Source organism: Tindallia texcoconensis (genome assembly GCF_055383815.1).
Genome location: NZ_AP042431.1, coordinates 1,480,436 through 1,505,565, shown reverse-complemented (window position 1 = coordinate 1,505,565; position 25,130 = coordinate 1,480,436). Strand labels below are relative to the sequence as shown.

The following is a 25,130-nucleotide window of genomic DNA, read 5'->3' as shown; positions in this document are numbered from 1 at the left end:
CGGGTGATAAATATGCAATATAACGCAGGAAATTATGATGTAGTAGTGGTAGGAGCAGGACATGCTGGATGTGAAGCGGCTTTGGCCCCTGCAAGAATGGGGTACCGCACCTTATTATTGACCATTTCGCTGGATGCCGTCGCCATGTTGGCTTGCAACCCTTCCATAGGGGGTACAGGGAAAGGCCATTTAGTACGGGAAGTAGATGCTTTGGGAGGTCAGATGGGTTTAACAACGGATGAAGTCTTTATTCAGAGCAAAATGTTAAACACAGCCAAAGGACCAGCGGTTCATTCTCTCCGAGCCCAAGCAGATAAAAGTCACTATCATCAATCGATGAAAAAAACCATTGAGAACCAAGATAATCTGGATTTAGTCCAGGCAGAGGTCATTGACCTGCAGATAGAAGCAGGCACCGTTCAAGGCGTCATTACCAGAAGTGGTGGAATCTATTATGGAAAAACCGTTGTTTTAGCTACGGGAGTTTACCTCAATAGCAAAATATTTATTGGAGAAGTAAACTATACGTCAGGGCCCAGCGGTATGTTTCCCGCCCAGTTCCTCTCTGAAAATCTTCGAAAATATGGCATTCAGTTACGCAGGTTTAAAACCGGTACTCCTGCAAGAGTGGATAGGAAAACCGTGGATTTTAGTAAAATGCAAAGAGAAGATGGAGATACGGAAATTGTACCCTTTTCCTTTTTAAACCAGGGAATAGAGATAGATCAGATGCCTTGTTGGCTGAGTCGTACCACAGAAGAGACGAAGGCAGTGATCGAAGCGAACCTTCATCGGTCTTCTTTGTATTTGGGAGAAATGGATAGCACCGGTGTTCGGTATTGCCCCTCTATTGAAGATAAAATCGTTAAGTTTAACGAAAAACCAACCCATCAGTTTTTCTTAGAGCCAGAAGGCAGAAACACCTGTGAAATGTATGTCCAAGGAATGAGCACGAGTTTACCAGAAGAAGTACAAGTACAGATGTATCGAAGCATGATAGGCCTAGAAAATGTCAAAATTATGCGTCCTGGCTATGCCATCGAATATGACTGTATTGATCCAACTCAGTTAACCTTATCCTTGGAAATGAAGGAAATTAAAAATTTATTTTGTGCAGGTCAGTTTAATGGCTCTTCTGGCTATGAAGAAGCTGCAGCCCAGGGATTGATGGCTGGCATCAACGCAGTCCAAAAAATCAAAGGAGAAGATGCCTTTGTCTTGGATCGATCCCAAGCCTATATTGGGGTGTTGATAGATGATCTGGTTACCAAAGGCACCAACGAACCTTATCGAATGATGACGTCTCGAGCCGAATATCGATTAGTTCTTCGTCAAGACAATGCAGATCAACGTTTGACAGAAATGGCCTATGCTTTAGGGCTGGTCACAGAAGCAAGATATCAACGTTACCTTGAAAAAAAGGAACAAGTAGAAGAGGAGATGAAACGCCTTAAGGAAACCATCATCCCGCCGGATAGGATGAATCCGCTTTTAAAAGAAATGAAGAGCTCTGAAGTCAAAGTTGGCCTTTCTTTAAAAGACGCGATTAAACGACCAGAAATCACCTACAGCTCCTTAGGAAAAATAGATATTCATCGGAATCCTGAGATTAAAAAAGAAGTAGTGACCCAGTGTGAAATACGAATTAAATACCAAGGGTATATCGATAAACAACTTAAACATGTGGAACAATTTAAAAAAATTGAACGAAAACCCCTTTCAACAGAATTGGATTATCATGCGATCAAAGGATTGAGATTGGAAGCCCAGGAAAAACTATCTCATTTAAAACCAACTTCCGTTGGACAAGCTTCACGCATTACCGGGGTATCTCCTGCAGACATTCAAGTATTATTGGTTTATTTGGAACAACAAAGAAGAAATAAAGAAGAAACAAAGATGAATGATTGAATCCCCCGCTTCCCTTGGGAAGCGGAAAAGTCGTTGAAAATGTTGATGTAAGGACGTGATGATATGGATGAAAAACAACAACAAAAGATGATTCAGGCAATGCAGGAACTTAAGATCCCCTTTGAAAAACATCAACTACACCAGTTTGACAGGTATTTGTCTTTGCTGATCGAGTGGAATGAAAAAATGAACTTGACGGCTATTAAAGAACCAGAAAAAATACTAACCCATCATTTTTTTGATTCAGCCACCTGTGCCTTGCATGGCTCTTATGCTGATTGCCAAAGAATATTAGACTTAGGAACAGGTGCTGGTTTGCCAGGGATTCCTTTAAAAATACTTTTTCCGACACAAGATTTTGTGTTGATGGATTCTCTTAAAAAAAGGCTGTCCTTTTTGGAGGTAGTGAAAGAATCTTTGCAATTAGAAAAATTAGCATTGGTTCACGCCAGGGCTGAAGAAGCAGCCAGGCTTAAAGAGTATCGAGAGGGCTTTGATGCTGTGGTATCTAGAGCGGTTGCCTCCCTCCCGGTTTTACTGGAATATGCAATTCCGTTTTTAAAAGTAGACGGATGGTTTTTCTGTCAAAAAGGGCCTCAATGGAAAGAAGAGATGGAAGATGCATCCAAAGCCTTGGAGGTATTATCTGTCACATTAGAAGATAGTATGGAAGTGAAGGTTCCTTTTACGGACCTCAATCATCAATTGCTCGTTTTTAGAAAAACAGCAACCACTCAAAAAATATATCCAAGAAAAGCGGGAACACCAACGAAAAAACCAATTATGTAAAAAGGAAAAACACATACACAAAAGGGCTTCAAGTCACTGACTTGAAGCCCTTTTGTGTATGTGTTTCACGTGAAACAGGTAGGTGCAATCATTAAAAACAAAATAAAATCAGCTTAAGACAGTTAAGAGATTATAAGGGAGGAGAAAAGTCTTCTAATAGATGGGTGTACTCTTTGGTGATAACAAAACCATTGGCGTATTCTATGGTGAGATGGAGGGTTTCGAAGCTGCCTTTTGTGAAGGCAGGAAAATCCAACACCCATTCTTCTCGGTACCTGTCATCAGCTGGATCTGTTGGTAGATGAGATATCTCTTTCTCTGTTAAATCTAGTTCTTCTCGAAAGACTTGGTCGGTAAATAGGATTTCTGCCGTCACCTTTTCTGGAATGAAATCCAAAGATGGATATGGTTCCTTGGCAATATCATGGGGATACAAATAAAATCCAATACTCACATCGCCTTGGGCAAATGCTGGTTCTGTTTGATGATTAAATGAAGCAGAGGAAGGGGTTAAACCAGGTGGCTGGTGGAGATAGGATGGCGTATATATATTTTGGCTAACCTGCTGCATACTTCCTTGAGAAACCACCTGTACCCTATAGTAATTAGTGGGGGAGACCTGGATATCTGCCTGATAGCTATTGATCCCTAGGGTTTGTGTTGGGATTGTTTTCCATGAACTGACGGGCTTCCTGTCTTCATTTAAAGTCTGAAGCTGCAAAGTGATTTCCGCATCTTCTGCTATTTCTTGCAAGGACCAGTTGTACTGTAGGTTGATGATTTGTTGATCAGGGTCTATGCTGGAGACACTCCAGTGATCCTCTAGGACCCATCTTTCTTCTTGAAGCAATTGATTCATCTGACTAGAAAGGGTGCTCCATTCCTGTTGATTTGTATGTTGTCTTAAGGATTCCTGGAGATTGCCAACTTGGCTACTTAATAAGTGGGTTTGCAGGCCTAAGATAAAAATAAGGATCACAATAGCTACATTTAGATACATAGACGTATTAAAAAAATGTTCACGATTCATTGGGCACCTCCTTTGGGTACATCCTATTGAGGGGGGGAAGGTGAAAGGTTGGGAAAGGATGATACTCATGATGCAACAGATCATGAGATATGGTGAGTCCATTGGTGTACGTAACTTCCAAAAGAAACTGATTCATTTCACTGCCTTTTTCGTGGGCTGGAAAAGACAGCTTCCACGCTTTTTCAGGATCCCCATGGAAACTTTCTTGGGTAGGGGGATTCTCTCTCTCTACTTGTTTTAAGGAGCGACTATAAGAGGTTCCATCTACAAGGAACTCGGCCTTTACAGCCTTGGGTTCAAAGGAAAGAGAAGGATGAGCCCTAAGGCGAGATTGTAGATCCCATTCATCTTTGAGTTGAAAAACAACAAAAACATCCCCTTCTTTATAAGAAGGATCGTTGTGATGAGAAGTAGTATAAGAAACTGGTACAGGTTTGGGTGGTTGATATAAATAAGTGGGAATAGGTAGGCTGGAGCTAAGGCGGGTCTTTTTCCCTTGAGAAACCACTTGTACACCATAAGTATGAGAAGGCGACACTTCTACAGTAGCCCTATACGTATTGACTCCTATGGATTCTGCCTGGACCATGGACCACAAACCATCAGATTCCCCCTTTGAAGGTTGTTGTTGAATTTGCAATCCAATCACCGCATCTTCCTGTACTTCTTTCATGGACCAATTGAACTCCAGAGAGATCAACTCTTGTTGAATGTCAACATCGAGAACCTGCCAGTCTTCATTAAAGATCCATGACTCCCTAGCCAGCAGTTCATTTATCTGATGGGTTAAATGAGCCGCGGAATTTTGTTTGATAGAATGGTGGAATTGGCTACTGATATTCGTGATTTGATGACTTAAAGAATTTAATTGGATGCCAAGTAAAATAATGAAAAGAAGGAGGCTGGTATGACTGGCGATTTGCTTTAATGAAGGTTTCTTTTTTTCCATCAAATGATTCTCCTCTACACCATAGAATTTATTATGTTACAGATGGATCTATTGTTGTTTTCTTGGTCTTCTTCCATCAAGAAGATAAGATTTGGATGAAGTACACCCCATAGAACCTATAAGCATACTAGTGCCATTCTATTATAACGACCTTGTAAAATCAATCAACAAATATGGCTAAGTTGTGGCTTAAGTCAAAGTAATTTGGGTATAGAACAAAGAAAAAGGACAGGGCCGGCATAAGAGCAAATTCGGAGGTGTGATTATGAAAGCAGGGATTCTTTCTTTATTTTGTTATCAATTATCCGTTGTCTACGGATCAGGGATTCCATTGCTAGATGGTTTGAAAATACTGGCAGATGAAATAGGAGATCCCAAAATGAAAGAGGCTTCTATGGCGATTCATCAGGACATACAGCAGGGGAAAAAATTATCCGAGGCCATAGAGACTCTTACGGTTTTTCCAGAATACCTAAAAGGAATGCTGCGAATTGCAGAAGATACTGGTTCGCTAGATCAGGAGACTTATCGGCTTTCTTTGTATTATGAAAAGCAAGAAGCAATGGAACAGCGGATTAAAAATGCCGTGACCTATCCGATGGTTTTATTTGTGTTGATGGGAGCCGTAGTCCTCTTATTGATTTTACAAGTGCTGCCACTGTTTCACCAGATATTATTGGGGATAGGGGGAGACATTCCAGGAAGCACCCAAGTGATGATGCAAGTAAGCCAGTGGTTAAGCAGCTCTTTTGGGGCTCTTGTAGCCACAGTTATGGCTGTGATCTTGGTGGCTTACTGGTTAGGAAAAAGCAACAATGGGAAAGAAAGAATCCACCGCTGGCAATTAAAGCTTCCAATTTTAGGACCTGTTTATAGCAAAATGATTGCCTTTCGGATGAGTCATGCCTTATATATGTTGACTGCAGCAGGGGTAGCCTTTGATGATGCTTTGTCTTTAGCAGCAACGGTGACAGGCAACGAGTACGCACGAGGAAAAATAGAAATAGCTGAAAAGGAAATTCGAGACGGAAAAGGAATCAGCCAAAGTTTAGAAGAGATGGAGCTATTACCGGAAATGATGATTCGAATGCTTCGGATAGGAGAGCAAACAGGAGAGATAGAGGGGTTTTTAGAGAGAAGTGCACAGCTTTATGAGCAGGAAGCAGAAAGGGCACTGAAGAAAATGACAACGGCTATTGAACCAGTTCTTGTAACGATTCTTTCTGTTGTGGTGGGCATTATTTTGATGACGGTCATGATGCCGCTGATTCAAATTATCTCTACCATCGGGTAGCATCACGTTAGAGCCAAGGAGGAGAGAGTATCATGAAAATAGAAAAACTGGGTATGTGGATAGCTATGTTGCTAATGTTAGTGGTCATGCTCACTCTTTTTGGAAGTTTGGACCATACCTTGAAACAGGCCAACCAAGAAAGTCTACATCATATAGAAGAAGCCATCAGGAAAGCAGCGATTCAATGTTATGCATTAGAAGGAAGTTACCCTCCCAATGTAGAATATTTAGAGATGCATTACGGGCTTATCCTCAATTCAGAAGCTTATTTCTACCATTATGAAATCATAGGATCCAATATTAAGCCCCAAATAGGCGTCTATCGCCGATGGAATTAAATGGATGTTGTCTTTTCATCGGAAAGGAGGGGATCGAGATGAAGCGAAATCCACCATACAAAGCAGGATACTCACTGGTAGAGTTGATACTGGTGATGGCCTTATTAATATTTTTAGGAATCTCTACCTTTACGTTGATGATGGCTAGTAACCATGCGACCCAAGGAATGATCGCTGGTCAAGATCATAGATCTGAACTGCGGATAGCTTCTTCTTACGTGACCACACGCTTGCGTCAACATGATGAAGCAGAGGCTATTTCCATTGGATCTCACCCCACTATATCTGGAGAAGCATTGGTGATAGAAGAACTGTATTACGGAGAAAAGTTTGAAAATTGGATTTATTATCAAGAAGGTGCTCTAAAAGAAATCATCATTAGTCCGGATCAAGTATTAAGAGATGATTTTGCCTATATCATTGCAGAAATAGATTCTTTTTCCATCACCATGGATCCAGAGCTTTCAGGTCTTTGGGTTCACATGAGTCGTCAGGGACAAACAAAAGAGTATTCTGTGGAATGGTTTCATCATTTAAAAGCCTCTGAAAAATCCGCTGGTTTCTCTGCTCTTGATGGAGGTGAAGCCAATGATTAAACACAAACAGGGATTTTCTTTGATAGAAATCATCATAGCCCTTGGAATGCTGGCCTTCATCAGTGTATATGCACTACAGGTACTGGTAACGGCTCATGGATTAAATGAAAAAGCAGAAGACCTTGATCAAAGCGTGTATCAGACCAATCATCTCATACAACTATTTGATGCCACGGCTTCAAAAGAAGCTTTTTTAAACCATGAAGATCTTATCAAAGCAGAGCATCATAAAACCCATCACCAGGATATCCTTACTTTATATTATAATGATGAATGGCAAGGAATATCAGCCCTAGAAGCTCAGGAGGCCGCCTATGAAATGACCCTAGTAATGGAAAAATTACCAGCAGCAAGCCAATCTCCTCCCTTTTTATATCGCCTCTCGATGGAAACCGTTAAGAAGGGAAACTATCTATTGGAAACAAAAAAAGATCCAGAAATATATCAGATCAGTACGGTGCGGTATCTGCCATAATAGGGGTGTAATCCGATGAAATATGATATAATAAGAAATAAATATAAAGAACAACAGCGAGGAAGCGCAAGCGTGATGGTTATCATTATGGTAGTCACCATATTGCTCTTTGGGGTTTTTTCTATGATGTCTTCCTATGCCGGGCTATCGATTGCCCGCAGAAATGCAGAGTGGACCCACCTTTATTATCAGCAAGAGAGTCGGGCGGCGGAATCTTTGTTTGCTTTTCACCAGGTGTTGGAGAAAGCATGGGAGGAAACGGAAAGAGATAGAGATCATTGGCAGCAGGCATATTATGAAAATGTTCTGGAGCATGTAGAAGGCACAAAGGAGTTTTTTGAGTTAGAGTATGAGGTTTATTTCCCAAGGGAAAATAGAACAGATGCAATCCTACAAGGGTTCTTCCTCATTCCTGGAGATCTAGCAGATAAGACCAAAGACTTCTACGTGGCTTTTGAGGCGGTTCCTAGGGAGAGAGAAGCCCCAGAAATCATGATTACGGCTTGGAAAAGTATGCCAGAAGCTTTTGAATACGAGGATGGGATTCAATTTAGGGATGTGGAGGTGGACTAATCCAATGTATGAGGCTACACACCTGTTGAAATGGGCGTTGGAAAAAGAAGCATCGGATTTGTTTATCACCGTAGGAAGGCCTCCTACCTTAAAGATAAATGGTCGATTAAAGCCCATGGATGGAGAATCGTTAACACCAGAAAGTGCAGAAGTTCTTGTTAAGAGTCTGTTTCATAAAGAAAAACATTATGAAGAATTCATGGAAAATGGAGAAAAAGACTTTTCTGTTTCCTTGCCAGGGGTGGGAAGATTTCGAGTAGCCGCCTATACCCAGCGTAGCACCAGTGCAGCAGCGATTAGAGTCTTAAGCTTTGAACAACCAGAGGTGGATACATTAGGTATTCCCCAAAGAATTTTAGATTTTCACCAACGAACCAAAGGCTTAATATTGGTTACGGGACCCGCAGGAAGTGGAAAATCAACGACGCTTTCTGCAGTGATTAATTTAATCAACCAGCGTAGAGAATGCCATATTCTAACCTTGGAAGATCCTATTGAATACCTGCACAAACACCAGAAAAGTTTAGTGGATCAGAGAGAAATAGGGATGGATACAAAAAGCTATGCCAACGGACTACGCTCTGCTTTGAGACAGGCGCCGGATGTGATACAGGTTGGGGAAATGAGGGATTATGAAACCATTTCTACCTCCCTGACGGCTGCTGAAACCGGCCATTTGGTTTTTTCTACCTTACATACCGTGGGAGCTGCTAAGTCTATTGATCGCATTATCGATGTATTTCCAGCTAATAGACAGGATCAAGTGAAGTTTCAACTATCAACGGTGCTCTATGCCGTTGTTTCACAGCAGCTCATCCCTTCTGAAGAGAAAGGTTTGGTGCCTGCTTTTGAAATTTTGATTGTCAATGGAGCCATTCGAAATATGATTCGGGATGGGAAGATCCCACAAATTGATGCTGTCATTCAAACTGGTAAAGCAGAAGGCATGATGAGTATGGATCGGAGCCTTTCTAACTTGGTAAAAGAGGGAAGGATTACACAAGAAGATGCCATGAGGCATTGCGTAAATCCAGAAGTCCTCAAAAAATATTTACCGTAATCATCTTGTAACGTTGAAGTGGAGAACAAAAGGGTATCATAAGGAATATAAATATACTTGAAGTCATCCCTGGGTTTTTAGGAATAGAAAGAAGGTGGAAGCAATGAAAAAATGGATAATCATCATAGTGCTTGTTGGTTTTTTTGTTGTGATGAATCCATTGAAAAGTCAAGCAGCAAGCCCAGTATTTGATACATCAGATTTGGATCGAGGGGTCATCCACATCCACTATCAAGCAGCTCAAGACAGGCCATTACGTGTTTTGATCACTAAGGGAGAACAGCGGTATACCTATCAGCTAAAGCCAGACGGAACTGTTGATAGTTTTCCTCTCCAAATGGGCAATGGCACCTATAAGATTGATGTAGTACAAAACATTGGCGGGAACCGGTACAGCTTTGTAGAAAGTAAGCAGGTCACCCTTGCCTTAGAGGATCCTAATGTGGTTTTTCTCAATTCTATTCAGGAAATTCGATGGAATCCTGAAGATCCACCCATTCAAAATAGTGCTAAGATGGTTGGGAACTTGGGAAGTCGAGACCAACAAGTCCAAAAGGTTTACCAGTATGTCATTCAGAACTATACCTATGATTACGACAAAATTCCTCGCCTCACCTCCACCTATTTGCCAGATATTGTGCAGACCTACATGGAGAAAAAGGGGATCTGTTACGATTATGCTTCCTTGATGGCGGCCATGAAACGAAGCGAAGATATTCCCATAAAGCTGGTGAAGGGGTATACCTCTCATGTAGATGAGTATCATGCTTGGAACGAAGTATACCTTAATGGTCAATGGCATATCCTTGATTCTACGGTGGATGCCGTATACAAACGACAAGGCGTGGATTATCACATGATTAAGAGTCCTAAGGAATACCAAAAAGTATACGAATATTAGAAAAGAACATCGAGACCTTGTAAACTTGCTTCGGCAAGTTTTTTTTTGTGTATCAGGTAATAGAGGGAGAAAGAATGGGTTTTTAGACTTGACTAATAAGAGGGGCTGTGCTATTTTTTAAGGACTAAAAGGTTTTAGTTGTATAAAAGGGGTCTATCTCATGACAACCATTAAAGATATTGCTAAAAAAGCTGGAGTTTCTATTACGACGGTTTCACAAGTATTAAATAGCAAAGAAATAGGAATTAAAAGAGAAACAAAAGAAAAAATCCTAAAGATTGCTGAAGAGCTGGATTATAAACCAAATTATTTAGCTCGAGGCTTAATTACTAAAAAGACGAACACCCTTGGATTAATTATTCCAGATATTACCAATCCCTTTTTCCCCCAGGTGGTGAGAGCCATTGAAGATACGGCCAATCAACATCACTATAATATTATTCTCTGTAATACAGATAATGATCCAGAGAAAGAAAAAATCTATTTAGAGATATTGCAAAAAAAGTATGTGGATGGGATTCTTTTAACCAGCTCAACCTATTCCACCACAGATCATGGTGGTCTGTTAGAAAAAATGAAAACCCCTTTGATCTTATTAGACCGAGTGGCAGATAGTCCTCTAGATTTTCCAAGTGTGTATACCTGTGGCTATCAAGGGGTGATGCGAGGCGTCACCTACTTATGGAACCAAGGCCATCGAAAAATCGCCTATTTATCTGGGCCCAACACTTCTATTGTAGGAAAAGATAGACTGCTGGGATATGAGACAGCCCTTATAAACCATGGATTGTCCATGGATCCTGAGCTTATATACTATGGGGACTATAAAGCAGAAACTGGAGAGAAAGGAATGACAGCTCTCTTGGCAAAAGGGGTAGAGTTTACGGCTGTCATGGCGGCCAACGATTTAATGGCCGTAGGGGCTATGAGATCCATTAAAAATCAGAATTTGAAAGTTCCCGAAGATATTTCTGTCTTAGGGTTTGACAATATCCAGATTGCCCGATTAATCGATCCAGCACTCACCACTATTAGCCAACCTTCTTATGAAATGGGGAAGATGGCAACACAGATGTTACTCAGGCTCATAGAAGGAGAAACATTGGAAAAAAGACAAGTGGTTTTAGAACCGGAACTGGTGGTCAGAGAATCCGTTATAAAAAAATATACATAGAAATGCATATGAAAGAAAGGAGAATCGCATATGAAAAAATCACCCTTAGTGAATAGCCATATTTCTGGTGTTATTGCGGAAATGGGCCATACCCAAAGGCTAACCGTGGTGGATGCAGGCTTTCCCATTGGAGATCAGGTAAAACGAATTGATTTGGCGCTGAAAAAAGACGTTCCTAGGTTTTTGGAAACCCTAGAAGTAATACTGATGGAGCTAGAGGTAGAAGAGGTAACCATCGCCAACGAAACCAGAGAGATTAACCCAGTGCTATACGAAGAAATCATTCACTGTCTAAAGAAACAAAACCCCCATATTCATATTCGAGAAGTGATCCATGAAAACTTCAAACTAGAAGCAGCTAAGTCAAAAGCCGTCATCAGAACTGGAGAGCATACACCCTATGCGAATATTATTCTGAAATCCGGCGTGGTGTTCTAATGGCATTATTAGAGATGCAAGGCATTAGTAAAAGCTTTCCTGGAGTACGAGCCTTAGATCAGGTGGATTTAGACCTAAAGGCTGGAGAAGTACTGGCCCTTCTTGGAGAAAACGGTGCTGGAAAATCTACCCTGATGAAAATACTTAGTGGCGTATATCAAGAAGATGAAGGCAGCTTAAGGATCCATGGGCAACCAGTTTCCATTGCTTCTCCTCAAGAGGCCATCAAAATAGGCATTGGGATTATTCATCAGGAACTTAGTTTGATTCCTCATTTATCCATTCGAGAAAATATATTTTTAGGAAGAGAAAAAATCCATCCCCTGACGAAAAAAATTGACTGGCAGTACTTAAGCCAGGAAAGTCAAACCTTATTAGCAGAACTAGGAATAACAGGGATAGATGTTACTCAACCTGTGAAAAATCTAAGCATAGGCATTCAGCAGATGGTGGAAATAGCCAGGATTTTATCCATGAACTGTAACATCATCATCATGGATGAACCAACGGATGCCTTGACACCACAAGAAGCCAAAACCTTATTCCGAGTCATCGATGGCCTTCGATCTTCTGGGAAAGGCATCATTTATATTAGCCATAAGCTAGAAGAAATTTTTGAAATTGCAGATCGAATTCAAGTTTTAAGAGACGGAAGTCATGTGGAAACCAAAGCCGTTTCAGCTGTTAATACAGATGAATTGATTCAAATGATGGTTGGAAGAAGGCTGGAAGATAAATTTCCTTGGGTAGCATCCAATCCAGGAAAAACCATTTTAGAACTCAAGGGGGTTACGGCTCCAGGCCAGGTCTATGAGATTGATCTGGTGGCCAGAAAAGGCGAAGTAATAGGCATTTTTGGGTTGATGGGAGCTGGCCGTACGGAGCTTTGTAAAACGATTTTTGGCGTCCATCCCTATCAAGGTGAAATACAGCTAGAGGGAGAGCGGATCTCCATCAAAAACCCCAAGGATGCAATCCAGAAAGGAATTGTCTACCTATCGGAAAACAGAAAGTCAGAAGGGCTTTTTTTGGACCATGAAGTATTTCGTAATATGACCCTAGCCTCCTTAGGAGGGTTTTCTACAGCCACTGGACGATTAAAAAAATCTGAAGAGAAAAAAATGGTACAGCAATACATTGATAAACTGAGAGTCAAAACCCCTAGCATTGCTCAAAAAGTCAAAAACCTCAGCGGAGGTAATCAACAGAAACTTGTTTTTGCAAAGTGGTTGATGACCAATCCCAAAGTGTTAATTTTAGATGAACCTACACGAGGCGTAGATGTTGGTGCCAAAGTAGAAATATATCATTTGATCAACGAATTAAAGCAAAAAGACGTGACGATCCTTATGGTATCATCGGAATTACCAGAAGTAATGGGGATTAGTGACCGCATTGTCACGATGCACAAAGGACGAATAACAGGAGAATTTCATCATCAAGAGGCTACCCAAGAAAAAATAATGGAGCGGGCAGTAGGAGGGATTTCGTGAGCCGTATAAACGCTAAGCTGAAGCAATGGAAAGAACAAGTAAAAAAAGACGATCTCAAAACGAATATCTTAAAATTTCAATCGATCATTGGCTTAGTGTTAATCTGTGTGGTGCTGAGCTTCTTGACACCCCGATTTTTAACCGTCACCAACCTCTTTAACGTGTTAAGACAGACATCCCTGAATGCTATTATGGCCGTAGGCTTAACCTTTGTCATTTTAACCGGAGGCATCGATTTGTCCGTAGGCTCTATCCTGGCTTTTTCAGGGGTTTCGGCAGCTACAGTGGCCCAAATGGGGCTACCGGCACCTGTTGCCATGATGGTGGGTTTATTGGCAGGTAGTGGATTAGGGTTCTTAAACGGAATCGTGATTACCAAAGGAAGGGTGCCACCCTTTATTGCCACCTTGGCCATGATGACCATCGCCAGAGGTGGTGCATTGGTGATTAGCGGTGGAAGGCCTATTAGTGGCTTAGGAGAAGGATTTCACTTTATCGGCAGAGGGATGATTGGCGTGGTGCCAGTACCCGTTATTCTCACCATCATCACCTTTATGTTTGCCTATTATATACTGACCCAAACCAGACAAGGCAGATATATTTATGCTACTGGAAGCAACGAAGATGCGGCTCGTCTAACAGGGATTCATACGGATCGAATCAAACTCTTCGCCTATACCCTATCAGGCTTTACAGCGGCCTTGGCGGCCATGATTATCATATCTAGATTAGGGTCAGCACCGCCGACGGCAGGAGATGGTGCTGAATTAGATGCCATCGCTGCAGTGGTGATTGGGGGCACCAGCTTAGCTGGTGGTGTAGGCAGCATTTTTGGAACATTTATTGGGGCAACCATTATAGGGGTTTTAAACAATGGCCTTAATTTACTTAATGTATCGTCTTATTATCAATTGGTGGTAAGGGGCGTTGTGATTTTAATTGCTGTTTTATTAGATCGAAAAAAGGCTGATTAATCATCGGCTTTTTATAAAAAAAAGGGGGAAAAATGAAGATGAAAAAAGGGAAAAAGTTTTTAGTAGTTGGTTGTATTCTGGTACTTTTACTGGGATTACTGGCAGGCTGTGGAAGTGATACGGCTGAGGAAGCACCAGCTGTAGAAGGGGAACAAGAAGAAGCAACAGAACAAGCAACAGAAACCATAGGGTTGGTACTTTCTACATTAAACAATCCATTCTTTGTTTCTTTGGAAGAAGGAGCGGCCCAGGCAGCAGAAAGCTTAGGCTTTGATTTAGTGGTATTAGATTCACGAGACGATTCCGCTCAGGAATTATCCAACATGGAAGATTTAGTACAACAAGAAGTATCCGTTATTTTAATTAACCCAGTAGATAGCGATGCCGTTGAAAGTGGAATTCAAATGGCTAACGAAGCCAATATTCCTGTGATTACCTTGGACAGAAGTGCAGAAGGTGGCGAAGTGGTTGCTCATGTGGCTTCCGACAACGTAGCTGGAGGAAAAATGGCAGGACAGTATATGGTGGATGAACTGGCAGGTCAAGGGAAAGTAGTAGAGCTAGAAGGCGTTCCAGGAGCATCCGCTGCTAGAGATAGAGGCCAAGGCTTTAACACAGCTATTGAAGGAACAGATATGGAAGTGGTAGCACGTCAGACTGCCAACTTCAACCGTGAAGAAGGACTTAGCGTTATGGAGAACATTCTTGAAGCAGAAGAAACCATTGATGCCGTATTTGCTCATAATGATGAAATGGCTTTAGGAGCGTTACAAGCCATCGAAGCATCTGGTCGTGATATTATGGTGGTAGGATTTGATGCAACAGATGATGCACAGGCAGCCGTAGCAGAAGGAAAAATGGCAGCTACTGTGGCTCAACAACCAGAACTGATTGGTTCTTTAGGCATAGAAACCGCAGCTGCATTATTGGCAGGAGAAGAAGTAGAGAGCTATATACCAGTAGATTTAGAATTGATCACAGAATAAAACAAGAATGATTAATAGGTTTGTTTTAAAAGGAGGCCGGTGTATTCCATGGGCCTCCTTTTATGGATAAGAAAAAACCAACCGTGTTCAATCAGTACCTTGGTGGAGGTTATGAACATGGTAAAAGCCCAAATGGAGCAATCCTTAGAGAGGGAAAGATGCATTCAATCCATCTGACACACAAAGAGATCCTTGCAGAAACCAAAGAAAAAAGGTTAGATTGAATGGTCTAAGACGTGGTACAATCAGTATAGAGTCTTAGAAGCAATCCATGAAAAAGGTTATGATGTGGGTTCGATAAAAAAAAGGAGGATGTTTATGAGTAATGATTCTGAAAGCAAGCAAGAAATGGGGAAAGATCCTGAATTTGCAGCACCTGAAGACTTATCCAGCCATTTCAATAAAGGCCAACAAGTTCTGCTAGGATTTCAACACACATTGGCCATGTTTGGTGCCTGTATTTTAGTTCCTCTATTAACAGGACTTAGTGTCTCCGCCACATTGTTTTCCGTAGGAGTGGGAACTTTAATTTTCCACTATTTTACAAAAGGAAAAGTTCCAGGGTTTTTAGGGTCTTCCTTTGCTTTTATTGGCCCATTGCTGATTGCAGGTGATCAGGTAGGACTTCCTGCAGCCCAGGGTGGCATTATTTTGGCTGGTCTTACATATGTGATTGTAGGGTATTTAATGGAAGTAGCAGGACCTGAAAAAGTCAAAAGAGTGTTTCCTCCAGTAGTAACTGGACCGATTATTATGATCATTGGTTTGGGTTTAGCTCCCGTAGGCATTGATATGGCTAGTGGTCATTGGGGAGTGGCTTTAATTACTTTAGGCGTTGCTGTAGTCGTTAATATTTGGGGCAGAGGAATGATAAAAGTATTGCCAATTATCATTGGATTAGCAGCAGGATATATGGCGTCTTTAGCCTTTAATCTAGTGGATGGTACTCAAGTAGCAGAAGCTAGTCTCCTAGGGGTTCCAGGCTTTACGCTTCCTGTATTTAATTCAACCGCATTGTTATTAGTAGCACCGGCCGCCATTGTTTCGATTATAGAACACTTTGGGGATGTATTAGCCATTGGAAGTACTATTGGAAAAGATATAAGTAAAGAACCTGGGATTCCAAGAACTTTTTATGGTGGTGGTATAGCAACGATGCTATCAGGGTTTTTGGGAGGACCTTCTCTAACTACCTACGGTGAAAATGTTGGCGTTTTAGCGCTTACAAGGGTTTATGCTACTTTTGTAGTGAGTATGGGAGCTGTTTGGGCCATTGCTCTTTCTTTTATTCCCAAAGTAGAGGCGGCGATTCATACGATTCCGTTACCAGTTATTGGAGGAATATCTGTTCTGTTATATGGAATGATTGCAGCGGTTGGTGTAAGAACCGTAGTAGAAAATAAAGTGAATTTCATGAAATCCAGAAACTTGATTGTGGCTTCTGTTATTCTTGTGCTAGGTGTTGGCGGCGTTGGCTTTGAAATTGGAGACATCGAGTTCAGTTCCATGGTAATCGCAGCCGTATCAGGAGTTTTACTTAACTTAATTCTTCCAGGAGCAGATACAGAATAAGGGTATTTAAAAGCATAAAAAGAGTCATAGAAATCAAAGGAATCAACTATAAGTATCCATATTTCGTATAGGGATACTTATATTTTTGCACCCAATAATAGAGGAAAAGGAGGTGCAGCTGACCATGGTCAGCTGAAAAAAAAATGAGAGATAAAAAACGTATTGTGATAGCTCTAGGAGGAAATGCCCTACAGGCAGATCCTCAAGATACCACTGCAGCAGCTCAATTAATAACAGCAAAAAAAACCGCCAAACCTATTGTAGACCTGATTGAAGAAGGAAATGAAGTGATCATTGTCCATGGAAATGGTCCTCAGGTAGGACAAATAGTGGCTACCTATGAATCGGCGGCTAGAGAGGATAGTCAAAAAGAGATTATGCCTTTTCCAGAATGCGGTGCCATGTCCCAAGGTTATATTGGATACCATCTTCAACAAAGTATTCGAGAAGAGTTGGTCAATAGAGGGATAAAAAAAGAAGTAGCCACGGTGGTAACCCAGGTAGTAGTAGATGAAAAGGATCCAGGATTTCAAAATCCAACCAAACCAGTAGGGTCATTTTACTCTAAAGACGAAGCAGAAAAAATGGAAAAGGAAATGGGTTTTGTCATGGGAGAAGATGCAGGTCGAGGCTATAGAAGAATGGTAGCTTCACCAGAACCCATGGATGTAGTAGAAGCTTCGCTGATTAAAACCTTAGTGGATCAAAATCATGTGGTAATAGCTGGCGGAGGCGGAGGTATTCCAGTTGTTGACAGGGGAAATGGTGTTTTAGAAGGCGTTCCTGCCGTTATTGACAAAGATTTTGTTTCGGCAAAAATAGCAGAATTGATGGATGTTGATCTACTGATTATCTTAACGGGGGTTGAAAAAGTAGCCATCAACTTTGGTAAATCCAACCAGAAAGAGTTGACAAGATTAACAAGAGAAGAGAGTTATCATTATATAGAAGAAGGACATTTTGCTCCAGGTTCTATGTTACCTAAAATGGAAGCAGCCTTACGGTTTGTTGAATCAGCCCCTGGGAGAGAAACCTTGATCACTTCTTTAGATAAAGCTAAAAAAGGTATTGAAGGGAAAACGGGTACTAGGATTTTTGATGGCTTAGAGGGAGAGAAAATGTCCTAAAGGTGGTTAGGACATGATTCTTTGGCTGAGGGAATCAGTGGTCTTTTGTACGTTGAAAATGGTGAATCGATAATGAATCAGAAAATAGGTTTCGAGGGAAAGGGACAGGTGTTGCACAGGGAGTTTAACAGACGGATGGTGTCGGTGAATCAACAGATCATGGTTTTTTAATGGGGCATAAAAAAGCCCCTTAGCGTAGCTAAGGGACTTTCTCATGCTCCCCAGTACAAAGGAACCTAAAAGTAGGATTCAAATTAGATGGAGGTATCTTTTATTAAAACCCCTGTCACTATAGGAATCCATATAAGCTCTGTCCTTAGGGGAAAGGGGGTTCTTAGGATCATTTTATGGAAGCACAATGGGTGGCTTGATACTGACGCCCCAGGGCATCTGTGGCTAAGATGGCATCGTAGAGCATTTGGGGAGTAACCACAAAGGGCATATTCCCCATGGTATCATTAGGGCCGCAAGCAATTTCGGCTACTTCCATGAGCTCCTTCTTGTTTATTTCATGGATACCAAGGCCTTTCAGGGTGGTGGGTAAGCCAATGTCCATGCAAAATCCAAGGACTTCTTCTAATTCCTCAGTATCGGCATTTTCAAGAACCAATTGGGTTAATGTTCCAAAGGCAACTTTTTCTCCATGGTAACAGTCATGGGTTTCTGCGATGGCCGTAAACCCATTATGGATGGCATGAGCAGCTGCAATGCCACAACTTTCAAAACCAATGCCAGAGAGGTAGGTATTGGCTTCAATAATATTCTCGAGGGCCTTTGTGCATACGCCTGCCTGAACAGATGTTAAAGCCTTTCTACCATCAGCCATTAGGGTGTCATAGCATAATTTGGCCAGTGCCATGGAGGTTACCGTATATTTTCCTCCAATAAAATTATCGCTGTCTGATTGTTGGCAAGCCCGAGCTTCAAAGTAGGTTGCAAGAGCATCCCCCATTCCTGCCACCAGCAATCGAGCAGGCGCTTTGCTGATAATTTCTGTATCCACCAACACCATATTTGGATTTCGAGGCAAGAAAAGGTAGTCTTCAAAGATCCCATCATCCGTATAAAGAACCGATAAAGCACTACAAGGGGCGTCGGTTCCAGCAATGGTTGGAACAATAACAACAGGGGCTTTGGCATAGTATGCCAGAGCTTTGGCTGTATCATGGATCTTTCCACCACCAATGCCAATAACCACATCACAGCCTGATGCTGCATATATTTTCTGTAAACGGTTAATTTCATTACGGGAAGATTCTCCGCCAAAAATCTCATACACCAGTTTGGTATCCAATTCCTTTGCACCTTCAGCAATAGGAGCCTCTACCCGGCCTTTTCCTGATTGACTTACCAGGATAAAAGGGGCATGGCCCATATTCTGTACCTGCTTGCAAAGATCCTTAAGAACCCCTCTGCCTTGTACATATCGTTCTGGACTTCCGATAACATTTGTCATTTCAATCCCTCCTCCAGTTAGCGTGAATAAAGTGTCATATTTTTAACATACTCAACTTGATTATATGAAATTTCATGAATTTGTCAAGCGATTGCCATGGGGCTCCTAGGCCTTGTCATACTGGTCTTAGTCCTTGTCATGGGGCTCCTAGCCAGGATAAAGAATTTGTATCAGGGGATTACAAATGAACAGCGGCATCTTCGTCTATGATAAAAGTGGTATCCGAATGATATCGCAAGACGCTGGCAGGAATGTTGGTGGTGACGGGGCTATGGAATATTTCTTTGAGGATAGCCGCCTTAGAAGATCCGGAAACCAGCACCACAATTTTTTTAGCCTGAAGAATATTTTGAATGCCCATGGTAATGGCTTGGGTAGGGACATCATGGATGGAGTCAAAAAAACGACTGTTCGCTTGCCGCGTACTCTCCTTGAGAGTGGTCACATGAACCGTGGAATCAAAGCTGGTCCCAGGCTCATTAAAGCCGATATGGCCATTTTCACCGATTCCAAGAATTTGTAGGTCTAAGGGATTGGTGCATAACAAAGATTCATAGCGAGCACATTCTTCCTGGAGGTCTTTAGCATTTCCCTTGGGCAGATGAACCTGCTCTTTCGAAAGCTGGAGAGGATGAAAAAGATGATGGTTCATAAAATGATAATAACTCTGGGGGTGGTGTTCATTCAGGCCTACATATTCATCGAGATTAAAGGTTTTTATATTGGAATAGTCGGTTTGGTTCAGGGTATAATCCTCAAGGATGCATTGATAGAATCCTAAGGGAGTAGAGCCAGTGGCAAAACCAAATGTACCCTGGGGATTTTTTCCTACTTCCTGACGAAAAATATCAAAAGCTTTTAAGCTTAAATGGGTATAATCTTTGACGAATTGTTTTTTCATAGAGTTGGCTCCTTCCCAAAGACGTAGCTGGAATTTTAATGGATACATAACGTAGCATTTAATATACGTTAAGAATACGTCTAAGTCAAGTCAAGTAGAATACCAGCATCACAGGTTTTCCTAGATTGTCATGGCGTCAAGGATATCATATAATGAGTGGATATGATTTCCCAATCTTAGGGGAAAATTCCTATAGGAAGGAGGAGGACCTGATGCAAAAAACCCCCCATGCCTTGGCAGAGATGAAAATAGAAAACATTAAAACCGTATTTCGTTTGATTCGAAACAATCCAGGCATTACGCGAGTAGAAATCACAGAAAAAACCCCAGTAACCAGTATGAGCATCACCAGAATGGTGACACTTTTGATGGAATCCAACTTGATTTTTGAGTCAACACCAAGGACTCACAAGCAAGGTAGACCCGCCAAACAGCTTTATGTCCAAAAAGAGGCAGCCAGCTTTTTAGTAGCATATGTGGATGTGGATGAAATCAGGATGGCCGTTGTGAACCTTAATAATGAAATAACCGCTCAAGAACGGATCGAGGCTAAGGCGTTATCCACCATGAAAAGCTATGTGAATGCCATTGAAGTCGTTTATCAAAATTGGATAGGCCAGGGGAAAGTGAATCTACTGACGCAGAAAAAAATAGTTTTTATCTGTCCAGGAATTGTAGACACCCAAAAAGGAGAAGTGATTTTATCCACCCAGCTAGGGTGGAAAAACGAAAAGATTTCCGAGTATGCCCACACTAAATTTGGGCAAAGGGTTATGCTGGACAAAGATGTGAAATCTGCCCTTCTAGGAGAAGTCGTTTCTGAAGAAAAAAATAGGGATGCGAATATTGTCTATATGGATATAGGCTACGGCCTTGGAGTGGGCTTGCTTATTAATGGCACAGTTCTGAGAGGAACCAACAATAGTGCAGGTGAAATTGGTCATATTACCATCGATCATAAGGGAGCTCAGTGCCAATGTGGAAGAAAGGGATGCCTTGATACTGTCTTGAACATTGAATCTCTAATCCGTAGGGCAAGACAAGGCAACAGAGAGATTCATAGCATTTCGGATATCCTAGAAGGATACCAACAGAATCAGCCTTGGGCGATGGCGCTTATGGAAGATGTAAGCCGCTATTTTTCCATCGCCATGAACAATATTATTTATGCCTACGATCCAGATAAAATCATTGTTGGAGGCAAATTGATCCAGCGGTTTCCAGATTTTCTAGAGATTATGATGGCTTCTAAAGACTTTGAAATGTATAGTGGAAGCATTGAAAATATTAAAATAGAGGAAGGGCGTCAACGAGAGAAAGCCTACCTTTTAGGAGGCGCTCTGGAAGCAGAAAAACAGGTATTAGAAGATATATTTCGATGAACCTCCCCCACTGATACAGTAGTTCGGTGGGGCTTTCTTTTCATCAAAAAACAGATACCTGCACGGAACCAATCTGTTTTTTGATGGGAAAAGGAAGAACAGGAAAACCATAGGGACCCTTGGGTTCCTAATTGACAAGGCATTTGAATTGTGTTAATCTTTAGAATGAATTAATAACAGGACGTTATAAAACCTGTTATTGCCACTTAATCTGCACAATATAAGGAGGAGTATGATGAAAAAGCGATTGGTTGTTTTACTAATTCTCATGGTGTCTATGGCTGCTATTGCCTGTGGCAACGGGGATGCAAATCAAGAAGCAGCACAAGTAGAGGGGGAAGAGCAGCAAGCGGCAGCAGGAGAAGGGAATACGGATCAAAGCATGGTAATCGCCGTCAATGCGGATATTATCTCCTTGGATCCCCATAACGTGTCGGATACCTTATCAAGATCCGCCGCCGGCACCATGTACGAACCCTTAGTAGAACACAATATGGAGATGGAAATTATTCCTAGCCTTGCGGAAGACTATTGGATTTCAGAGGATGGATTAGAATACACCTTTGCACTCCGAGAAGGCATCACCTTTCATGATGGTACTCCCTTCAATGCGGAAGCGGCCAAATACAATTACGATCGGATTATAGACGAAGAGAAAAATCTTCGTAGAAGAAGCAATTTTCTACAGTTACAATCAACAGAAGTAGTGGATGAATATACGGTGAAATTAGTGTTGGAAGAGCCCTTTGCTCCTATGCTGGATCGAGTGGCCTCTCTTTTCATGATTAGCCCTACGGCTCTTGAAGAACACGGCGATGATGGAATTATCAATAACCCATCTGGAACCGGTCCTTATGTGTTTAAAGAGTGGGTTCCTGGAGATCGATTGGTAGTTCAAAGGAATGAAAACTACTGGAGAGAAGGTCCAGAAATCAGGGAGCTTACCATGAGACCTGTTGTAGAAAATGGAGCAAGAATAGCCATGCTTCAAACAGGAGAGGCGGACTTTATTTACCCCATGCCTACAGAACAGGTCAATGCCCTTAGTGGAGAGGCGGATATTGAGATTGTTCAAGATGACTCCACCATTGTTCGATTTGCCTTTATTAATACGACCAAAGACGAGTTTTCAGACCCAAGGGTTCGCCAAGCCATGAATTATGCCATCGATAAACAAGCCTATGCATCTATTGTTCGTTCTGGATACTCGATTCCACTGACTTCCCATGTGGCAGAAACCATCCAATACCATGAGGCACAAGAGCCCTATGCCTACGATGTGGAAAAAGCCAAAGCATTACTAGCGGAAGCAGGATATCCAGATGGATTCAGTACGGATATCTGGGCACCTAATGATACGGAAAATATTAGAGGAATGGAATTTATCAGCCAGCAGTTAGGAGAAATTGGGATCGATGTGGAAGTCATTCCCATGGAAGAAGGAACCTTGTCTGATTCCATCTATTCGGCTCAAACACCAGAAGAATCTACCGTTAATATGTGGTACGTAAGTTGGTCAGCCTTTGATTTTGACGGAGCCACCAACCGCTTGTTCCATAGCCGAAACATACCACCCGCATCGCCTAACGTTTCCTATTACATGAATCCGGCAGCAGACCAGCTGATTGATGAAGGAGCCGTAGAAGTGGATTCGGCGGTTCGGGGCCAAACCTATAGCCAATTGCAAGCGATGATCTGGCAAGACGCCCCTTGGATTTTCTTGGGATCCGATGTGCTTCTATCAGCAAAAAGAACAACCACAGAAGGAATATACGTGTTACCCGGAGGGGCTATCAATACCACTCGGGCAGCTACAACCAAGTAGCCTAAAGAAGATGGGGGCAGTTGATTTTGATGGACTGCCCCTAACATTTTAAAGAGGTGGGGATAGGGTGAAAGAATATATTATCAAGCGGCTAATAAACGTGATTCCAATTATGTTTGTGGTGTCTGTGGTTATTTTTATGTTTATCCATTTTATTCCAGGAGATCCAGCAAGAATGGTGGTTGGTCACGATGCGGATATTCAAGAAGTAGAGATGATGCGAGAACAAATGGGACTCAACGATCCATATCCGATTCAGTATAAAAACTTTATTGTCGGTATTTTTACAGGCAATTGGGGCAACTCCTTGAAAACAGGATTACCAGTTTGGGATATGCTCATTCCAAGAGTGAAGCCAACACTTTTATTGGCCTTGTTTTCCATTACATGGTCTGTGGTGGTGGGCATCACCATAGGTGTATTGGCCGCCGTGAAGCGTGGCAAAACCCTAGACTACCTTATTATGATTGCTGCGGCTTCTGGGATTTCCATTCCGCTTTTCTGGCTTGGATTAATGTTGATGCAAATTTTCTCAGTACAACTGGGTTGGTTGCCCACCACAGGGGTTTCCACCCTTAAGGGATATATCCTCCCATCCATTACCCTAGGGGCAGGGATTACCGCCATGATTGCACGTTATTGTCGATCCTCCATGATTGAGATTTTAAGAGAAAACTACATAAGAATGGCAAGAGCCAAAGGGCTTAGGGAGTTTATCGTGGTCAACAAACATGCCCTTAGAAATGCATTGGTAGATGTGATTACCATAGTGGGCCTTCAATTTGGATACCTATTGGCAGGGTCGGTGTTGGTGGAGACCGTCTTTGCTATTCCAGGATTAGGAAGACTTCTTATTGATTCCATTTTGTTTAGAGATTATACGGTGGTTCAAACCGTCCTATTGCTGTTTACTTTCCAATTTATCATTGTGAATCTAGTCGTGGATGTGCTCTATGGTGTTTTCAATCCTAAAATCAAATACGAGTAAGGAGTAATGAGGATGGCGGAAATGACAAAGCAACACATACCAAAGGAAATATTCCAAGTGGAGAGTCCTTTAAAAAGATTAGCCAAAAAGTTTCTGAAGAAAAAAACCGCTGTGATTTCCCTTGTTTTTATTTTGTTATTGCTGGTGATTGCAGTAGTTCGACCTACCCCTTATGATATTTCTGAAGTCAATTATACCAATACCTTAAGTCCTCCAAACAGTGAAAACTGGTTTGGAACTGACGAATATGGACGAGATGTTTTTAGCCGAATCATCCATGGCACCAGGCTTTCTCTAAGCGTCGCATTAGCCGGAGTAACCATTGGCGGATTGATTGGCACGTTTTTAGGCATTATAGCCGGTTACTACCGTGGTTTTATGGAAAAAGTCATTATGCGGGTTTGTGATGTTATGCTCTCTTTTCCTGGACTTCTGTTAGCCATTGGAATTGTAGCCATTATAGGGCCAGGATTGATCAATGTAGTGATTGCCATTGCTGTTTACGGAATTCCAAACTTTACCCGTATTATCCGAAGCAGTACCTTAGCCATTAAGGAACTTCTGTATATAGAAGCCAGTAGGTCGATTGGGGTTAGTGATAGCAGGCTTTTATTCAAGCATATTCTTCCAGGCACCATACCCGCATTCATCGTTTCCTATACCATGAGGCTCGGGACGGCGATTATTTCTGCTGCCTCTTTGAGTTTTCTGGGATTTGGAGCAAGCTCAAGAAATCCAGACTGGGGTGCCATGCTTTCCTCTGGGAGAGATTATATTGGCCTTGCCCCCCACATGCTGTTTTACCCAGGGATGGCTATTTTCCTCACGGTCTTGGCCTTTAACATGGTAGGAGACGGTCTTCGTGATACCCTGGATCCGAAATTAGATTAAGGAGAGA

At 41.8% G+C, this 25,130-nt stretch carries 24 protein-coding genes; 20 read left to right on the top strand and 4 right to left on the bottom strand.

Annotated elements, in window-relative coordinates:
- Positions 1-12: 12 nt before the first annotated feature.
- Positions 13-1,911, top strand: a complete 1,899-nt coding sequence (gene mnmG, locus ACZ47N_RS06935) for a tRNA uridine-5-carboxymethylaminomethyl(34) synthesis enzyme MnmG (protein ID WP_464885833.1) — start codon at positions 13-15, stop codon at positions 1,909-1,911.
- 63 nt (positions 1,912-1,974) lie between these two features.
- Positions 1,975-2,700 carry a 16S rRNA (guanine(527)-N(7))-methyltransferase RsmG gene (rsmG, locus tag ACZ47N_RS06930; protein ID WP_464888400.1) on the top strand — a complete coding sequence of 242 codons (726 nt, stop codon included), beginning with the start codon at positions 1,975-1,977 and terminating at the stop codon, positions 2,698-2,700.
- A 130-nt stretch (positions 2,701-2,830) separates the two neighbouring features.
- Here rsmG and ACZ47N_RS06925 read toward each other — a convergent pair whose 3' ends face one another.
- Together ACZ47N_RS06925 and ACZ47N_RS06920 are read right to left on the bottom strand one after the other, a co-directional pair.
- Positions 2,831-3,730: a hypothetical protein gene (locus tag ACZ47N_RS06925; RefSeq protein ID WP_464888399.1), complete on the bottom strand. Its 900-nt coding sequence runs from the start codon at positions 3,728-3,730 to the stop codon at positions 2,831-2,833.
- Positions 3,720-4,679, bottom strand: a complete 960-nt coding sequence (locus ACZ47N_RS06920; protein WP_464888398.1) for a hypothetical protein — start codon at positions 4,677-4,679, stop codon at positions 3,720-3,722. Before ACZ47N_RS06920 ends, ACZ47N_RS06925 begins: the two co-directional genes overlap by 11 nt.
- Positions 4,680-4,944: 265 nt before the next feature.
- Between ACZ47N_RS06920 and ACZ47N_RS06915 the strand changes: the two genes are divergently transcribed.
- The 14 genes from ACZ47N_RS06915 to arcC all read left to right on the top strand — a co-directional run bounded on the left by ACZ47N_RS06915 (position 4,945) and on the right by arcC (position 17,680).
- Positions 4,945-5,973 (top strand): type II secretion system F family protein, encoded by a 1,029-nt coding sequence (locus tag ACZ47N_RS06915; protein ID WP_464888397.1) that lies wholly within the window; start codon positions 4,945-4,947, stop codon positions 5,971-5,973.
- A 32-nt stretch (positions 5,974-6,005) separates the two neighbouring features.
- The gene (locus ACZ47N_RS06910; RefSeq protein WP_464888396.1) at positions 6,006-6,311 is read left to right on the top strand and encodes a hypothetical protein; all 306 of its coding nucleotides are present in this window, start codon (positions 6,006-6,008) and stop codon (positions 6,309-6,311) included.
- 38 nt (positions 6,312-6,349) lie between these two features.
- The gene (locus ACZ47N_RS06905) at positions 6,350-6,907 is read left to right on the top strand and encodes a DUF4860 domain-containing protein (RefSeq protein ID WP_464888395.1); all 558 of its coding nucleotides are present in this window, start codon (positions 6,350-6,352) and stop codon (positions 6,905-6,907) included.
- A complete protein-coding gene (locus tag ACZ47N_RS06900) occupies positions 6,900-7,382 on the top strand; it encodes a PulJ/GspJ family protein (protein WP_464888394.1) in 483 nt (160 codons plus the stop codon). The genes ACZ47N_RS06905 and ACZ47N_RS06900 overlap by 8 nt, the downstream gene beginning before the upstream one ends.
- Positions 7,383-7,397: 15 nt before the next feature.
- The gene (locus ACZ47N_RS06895; RefSeq protein WP_464888393.1) at positions 7,398-7,955 is read left to right on the top strand and encodes a hypothetical protein; all 558 of its coding nucleotides are present in this window, start codon (positions 7,398-7,400) and stop codon (positions 7,953-7,955) included.
- Between the two features lie 4 nt (positions 7,956-7,959).
- Entirely contained in the window at positions 7,960-9,015 is a 1,056-nt protein-coding gene (locus ACZ47N_RS06890) for a type IV pilus twitching motility protein PilT (RefSeq protein WP_464888392.1), read from the top strand.
- Between the two features lie 103 nt (positions 9,016-9,118).
- Positions 9,119-9,916, top strand: coding sequence for a transglutaminase-like domain-containing protein (locus tag ACZ47N_RS06885; protein WP_464888391.1), 798 nt, complete (start codon positions 9,119-9,121; stop codon positions 9,914-9,916).
- A 160-nt stretch (positions 9,917-10,076) separates the two neighbouring features.
- Complete coding sequence (locus ACZ47N_RS06880) at positions 10,077-11,090, top strand: LacI family DNA-binding transcriptional regulator (protein WP_464888390.1); 1,014 nt, start codon at positions 10,077-10,079, stop codon at positions 11,088-11,090.
- Between the two features lie 30 nt (positions 11,091-11,120).
- Complete coding sequence (gene rbsD / locus ACZ47N_RS06875; protein WP_464888389.1) at positions 11,121-11,528, top strand: D-ribose pyranase; 408 nt, start codon at positions 11,121-11,123, stop codon at positions 11,526-11,528.
- Entirely contained in the window at positions 11,528-13,021 is a 1,494-nt protein-coding gene (locus ACZ47N_RS06870) for a sugar ABC transporter ATP-binding protein (protein ID WP_464888388.1), read from the top strand. The genes rbsD and ACZ47N_RS06870 overlap by 1 nt, the downstream gene beginning before the upstream one ends.
- The gene (locus ACZ47N_RS06865; RefSeq protein ID WP_464888387.1) at positions 13,018-13,995 is read left to right on the top strand and encodes an ABC transporter permease; all 978 of its coding nucleotides are present in this window, start codon (positions 13,018-13,020) and stop codon (positions 13,993-13,995) included. The genes ACZ47N_RS06870 and ACZ47N_RS06865 overlap by 4 nt, the downstream gene beginning before the upstream one ends.
- Positions 13,996-14,033: 38 nt before the next feature.
- The gene (gene rbsB, locus ACZ47N_RS06860; protein WP_464888386.1) at positions 14,034-14,981 is read left to right on the top strand and encodes a ribose ABC transporter substrate-binding protein RbsB; all 948 of its coding nucleotides are present in this window, start codon (positions 14,034-14,036) and stop codon (positions 14,979-14,981) included.
- Positions 14,982-15,299: 318 nt separating this feature from the next.
- Entirely contained in the window at positions 15,300-16,553 is a 1,254-nt protein-coding gene (locus ACZ47N_RS06855) for a uracil-xanthine permease family protein (RefSeq protein ID WP_464888385.1), read from the top strand.
- A gap of 143 nt (positions 16,554-16,696) precedes the next feature.
- On the top strand, positions 16,697-17,680 hold the full coding sequence (gene arcC, locus ACZ47N_RS06850) for a carbamate kinase (protein ID WP_464888384.1): 984 nt from the start codon (positions 16,697-16,699) through the stop codon (positions 17,678-17,680).
- A 340-nt stretch (positions 17,681-18,020) separates the two neighbouring features.
- Here the strand turns inward: arcC and ACZ47N_RS06845 are convergent, their stop codons facing one another.
- Positions 18,021-19,136: a glycerol dehydrogenase gene (locus ACZ47N_RS06845; RefSeq protein ID WP_464888383.1), complete on the bottom strand. Its 1,116-nt coding sequence runs from the start codon at positions 19,134-19,136 to the stop codon at positions 18,021-18,023.
- Between the two features lie 178 nt (positions 19,137-19,314).
- Positions 19,315-20,037, bottom strand: coding sequence for a glucosamine-6-phosphate deaminase (nagB, locus tag ACZ47N_RS06840; RefSeq protein WP_464888382.1), 723 nt, complete (start codon positions 20,035-20,037; stop codon positions 19,315-19,317).
- 212 nt (positions 20,038-20,249) lie between these two features.
- On the opposite strand from nagB, the gene ACZ47N_RS06835 reads away from it, so the two are divergent.
- The 4 genes from ACZ47N_RS06835 (at position 20,250) to ACZ47N_RS06820 (ending at position 25,123) form a co-directional block, all read left to right on the top strand.
- On the top strand, positions 20,250-21,419 hold the full coding sequence (locus ACZ47N_RS06835) for an ROK family protein (protein ID WP_464888381.1): 1,170 nt from the start codon (positions 20,250-20,252) through the stop codon (positions 21,417-21,419).
- 235 nt (positions 21,420-21,654) lie between these two features.
- Positions 21,655-23,244: a glutathione ABC transporter substrate-binding protein gene (locus ACZ47N_RS06830; protein WP_464888380.1), complete on the top strand. Its 1,590-nt coding sequence runs from the start codon at positions 21,655-21,657 to the stop codon at positions 23,242-23,244.
- A 67-nt stretch (positions 23,245-23,311) separates the two neighbouring features.
- Entirely contained in the window at positions 23,312-24,232 is a 921-nt protein-coding gene (locus ACZ47N_RS06825; protein ID WP_464888379.1) for an ABC transporter permease, read from the top strand.
- Between the two features lie 12 nt (positions 24,233-24,244).
- Complete coding sequence (locus ACZ47N_RS06820; RefSeq protein ID WP_464888378.1) at positions 24,245-25,123, top strand: ABC transporter permease; 879 nt, start codon at positions 24,245-24,247, stop codon at positions 25,121-25,123.
- Positions 25,124-25,130 lie beyond the last annotated feature (7 nt).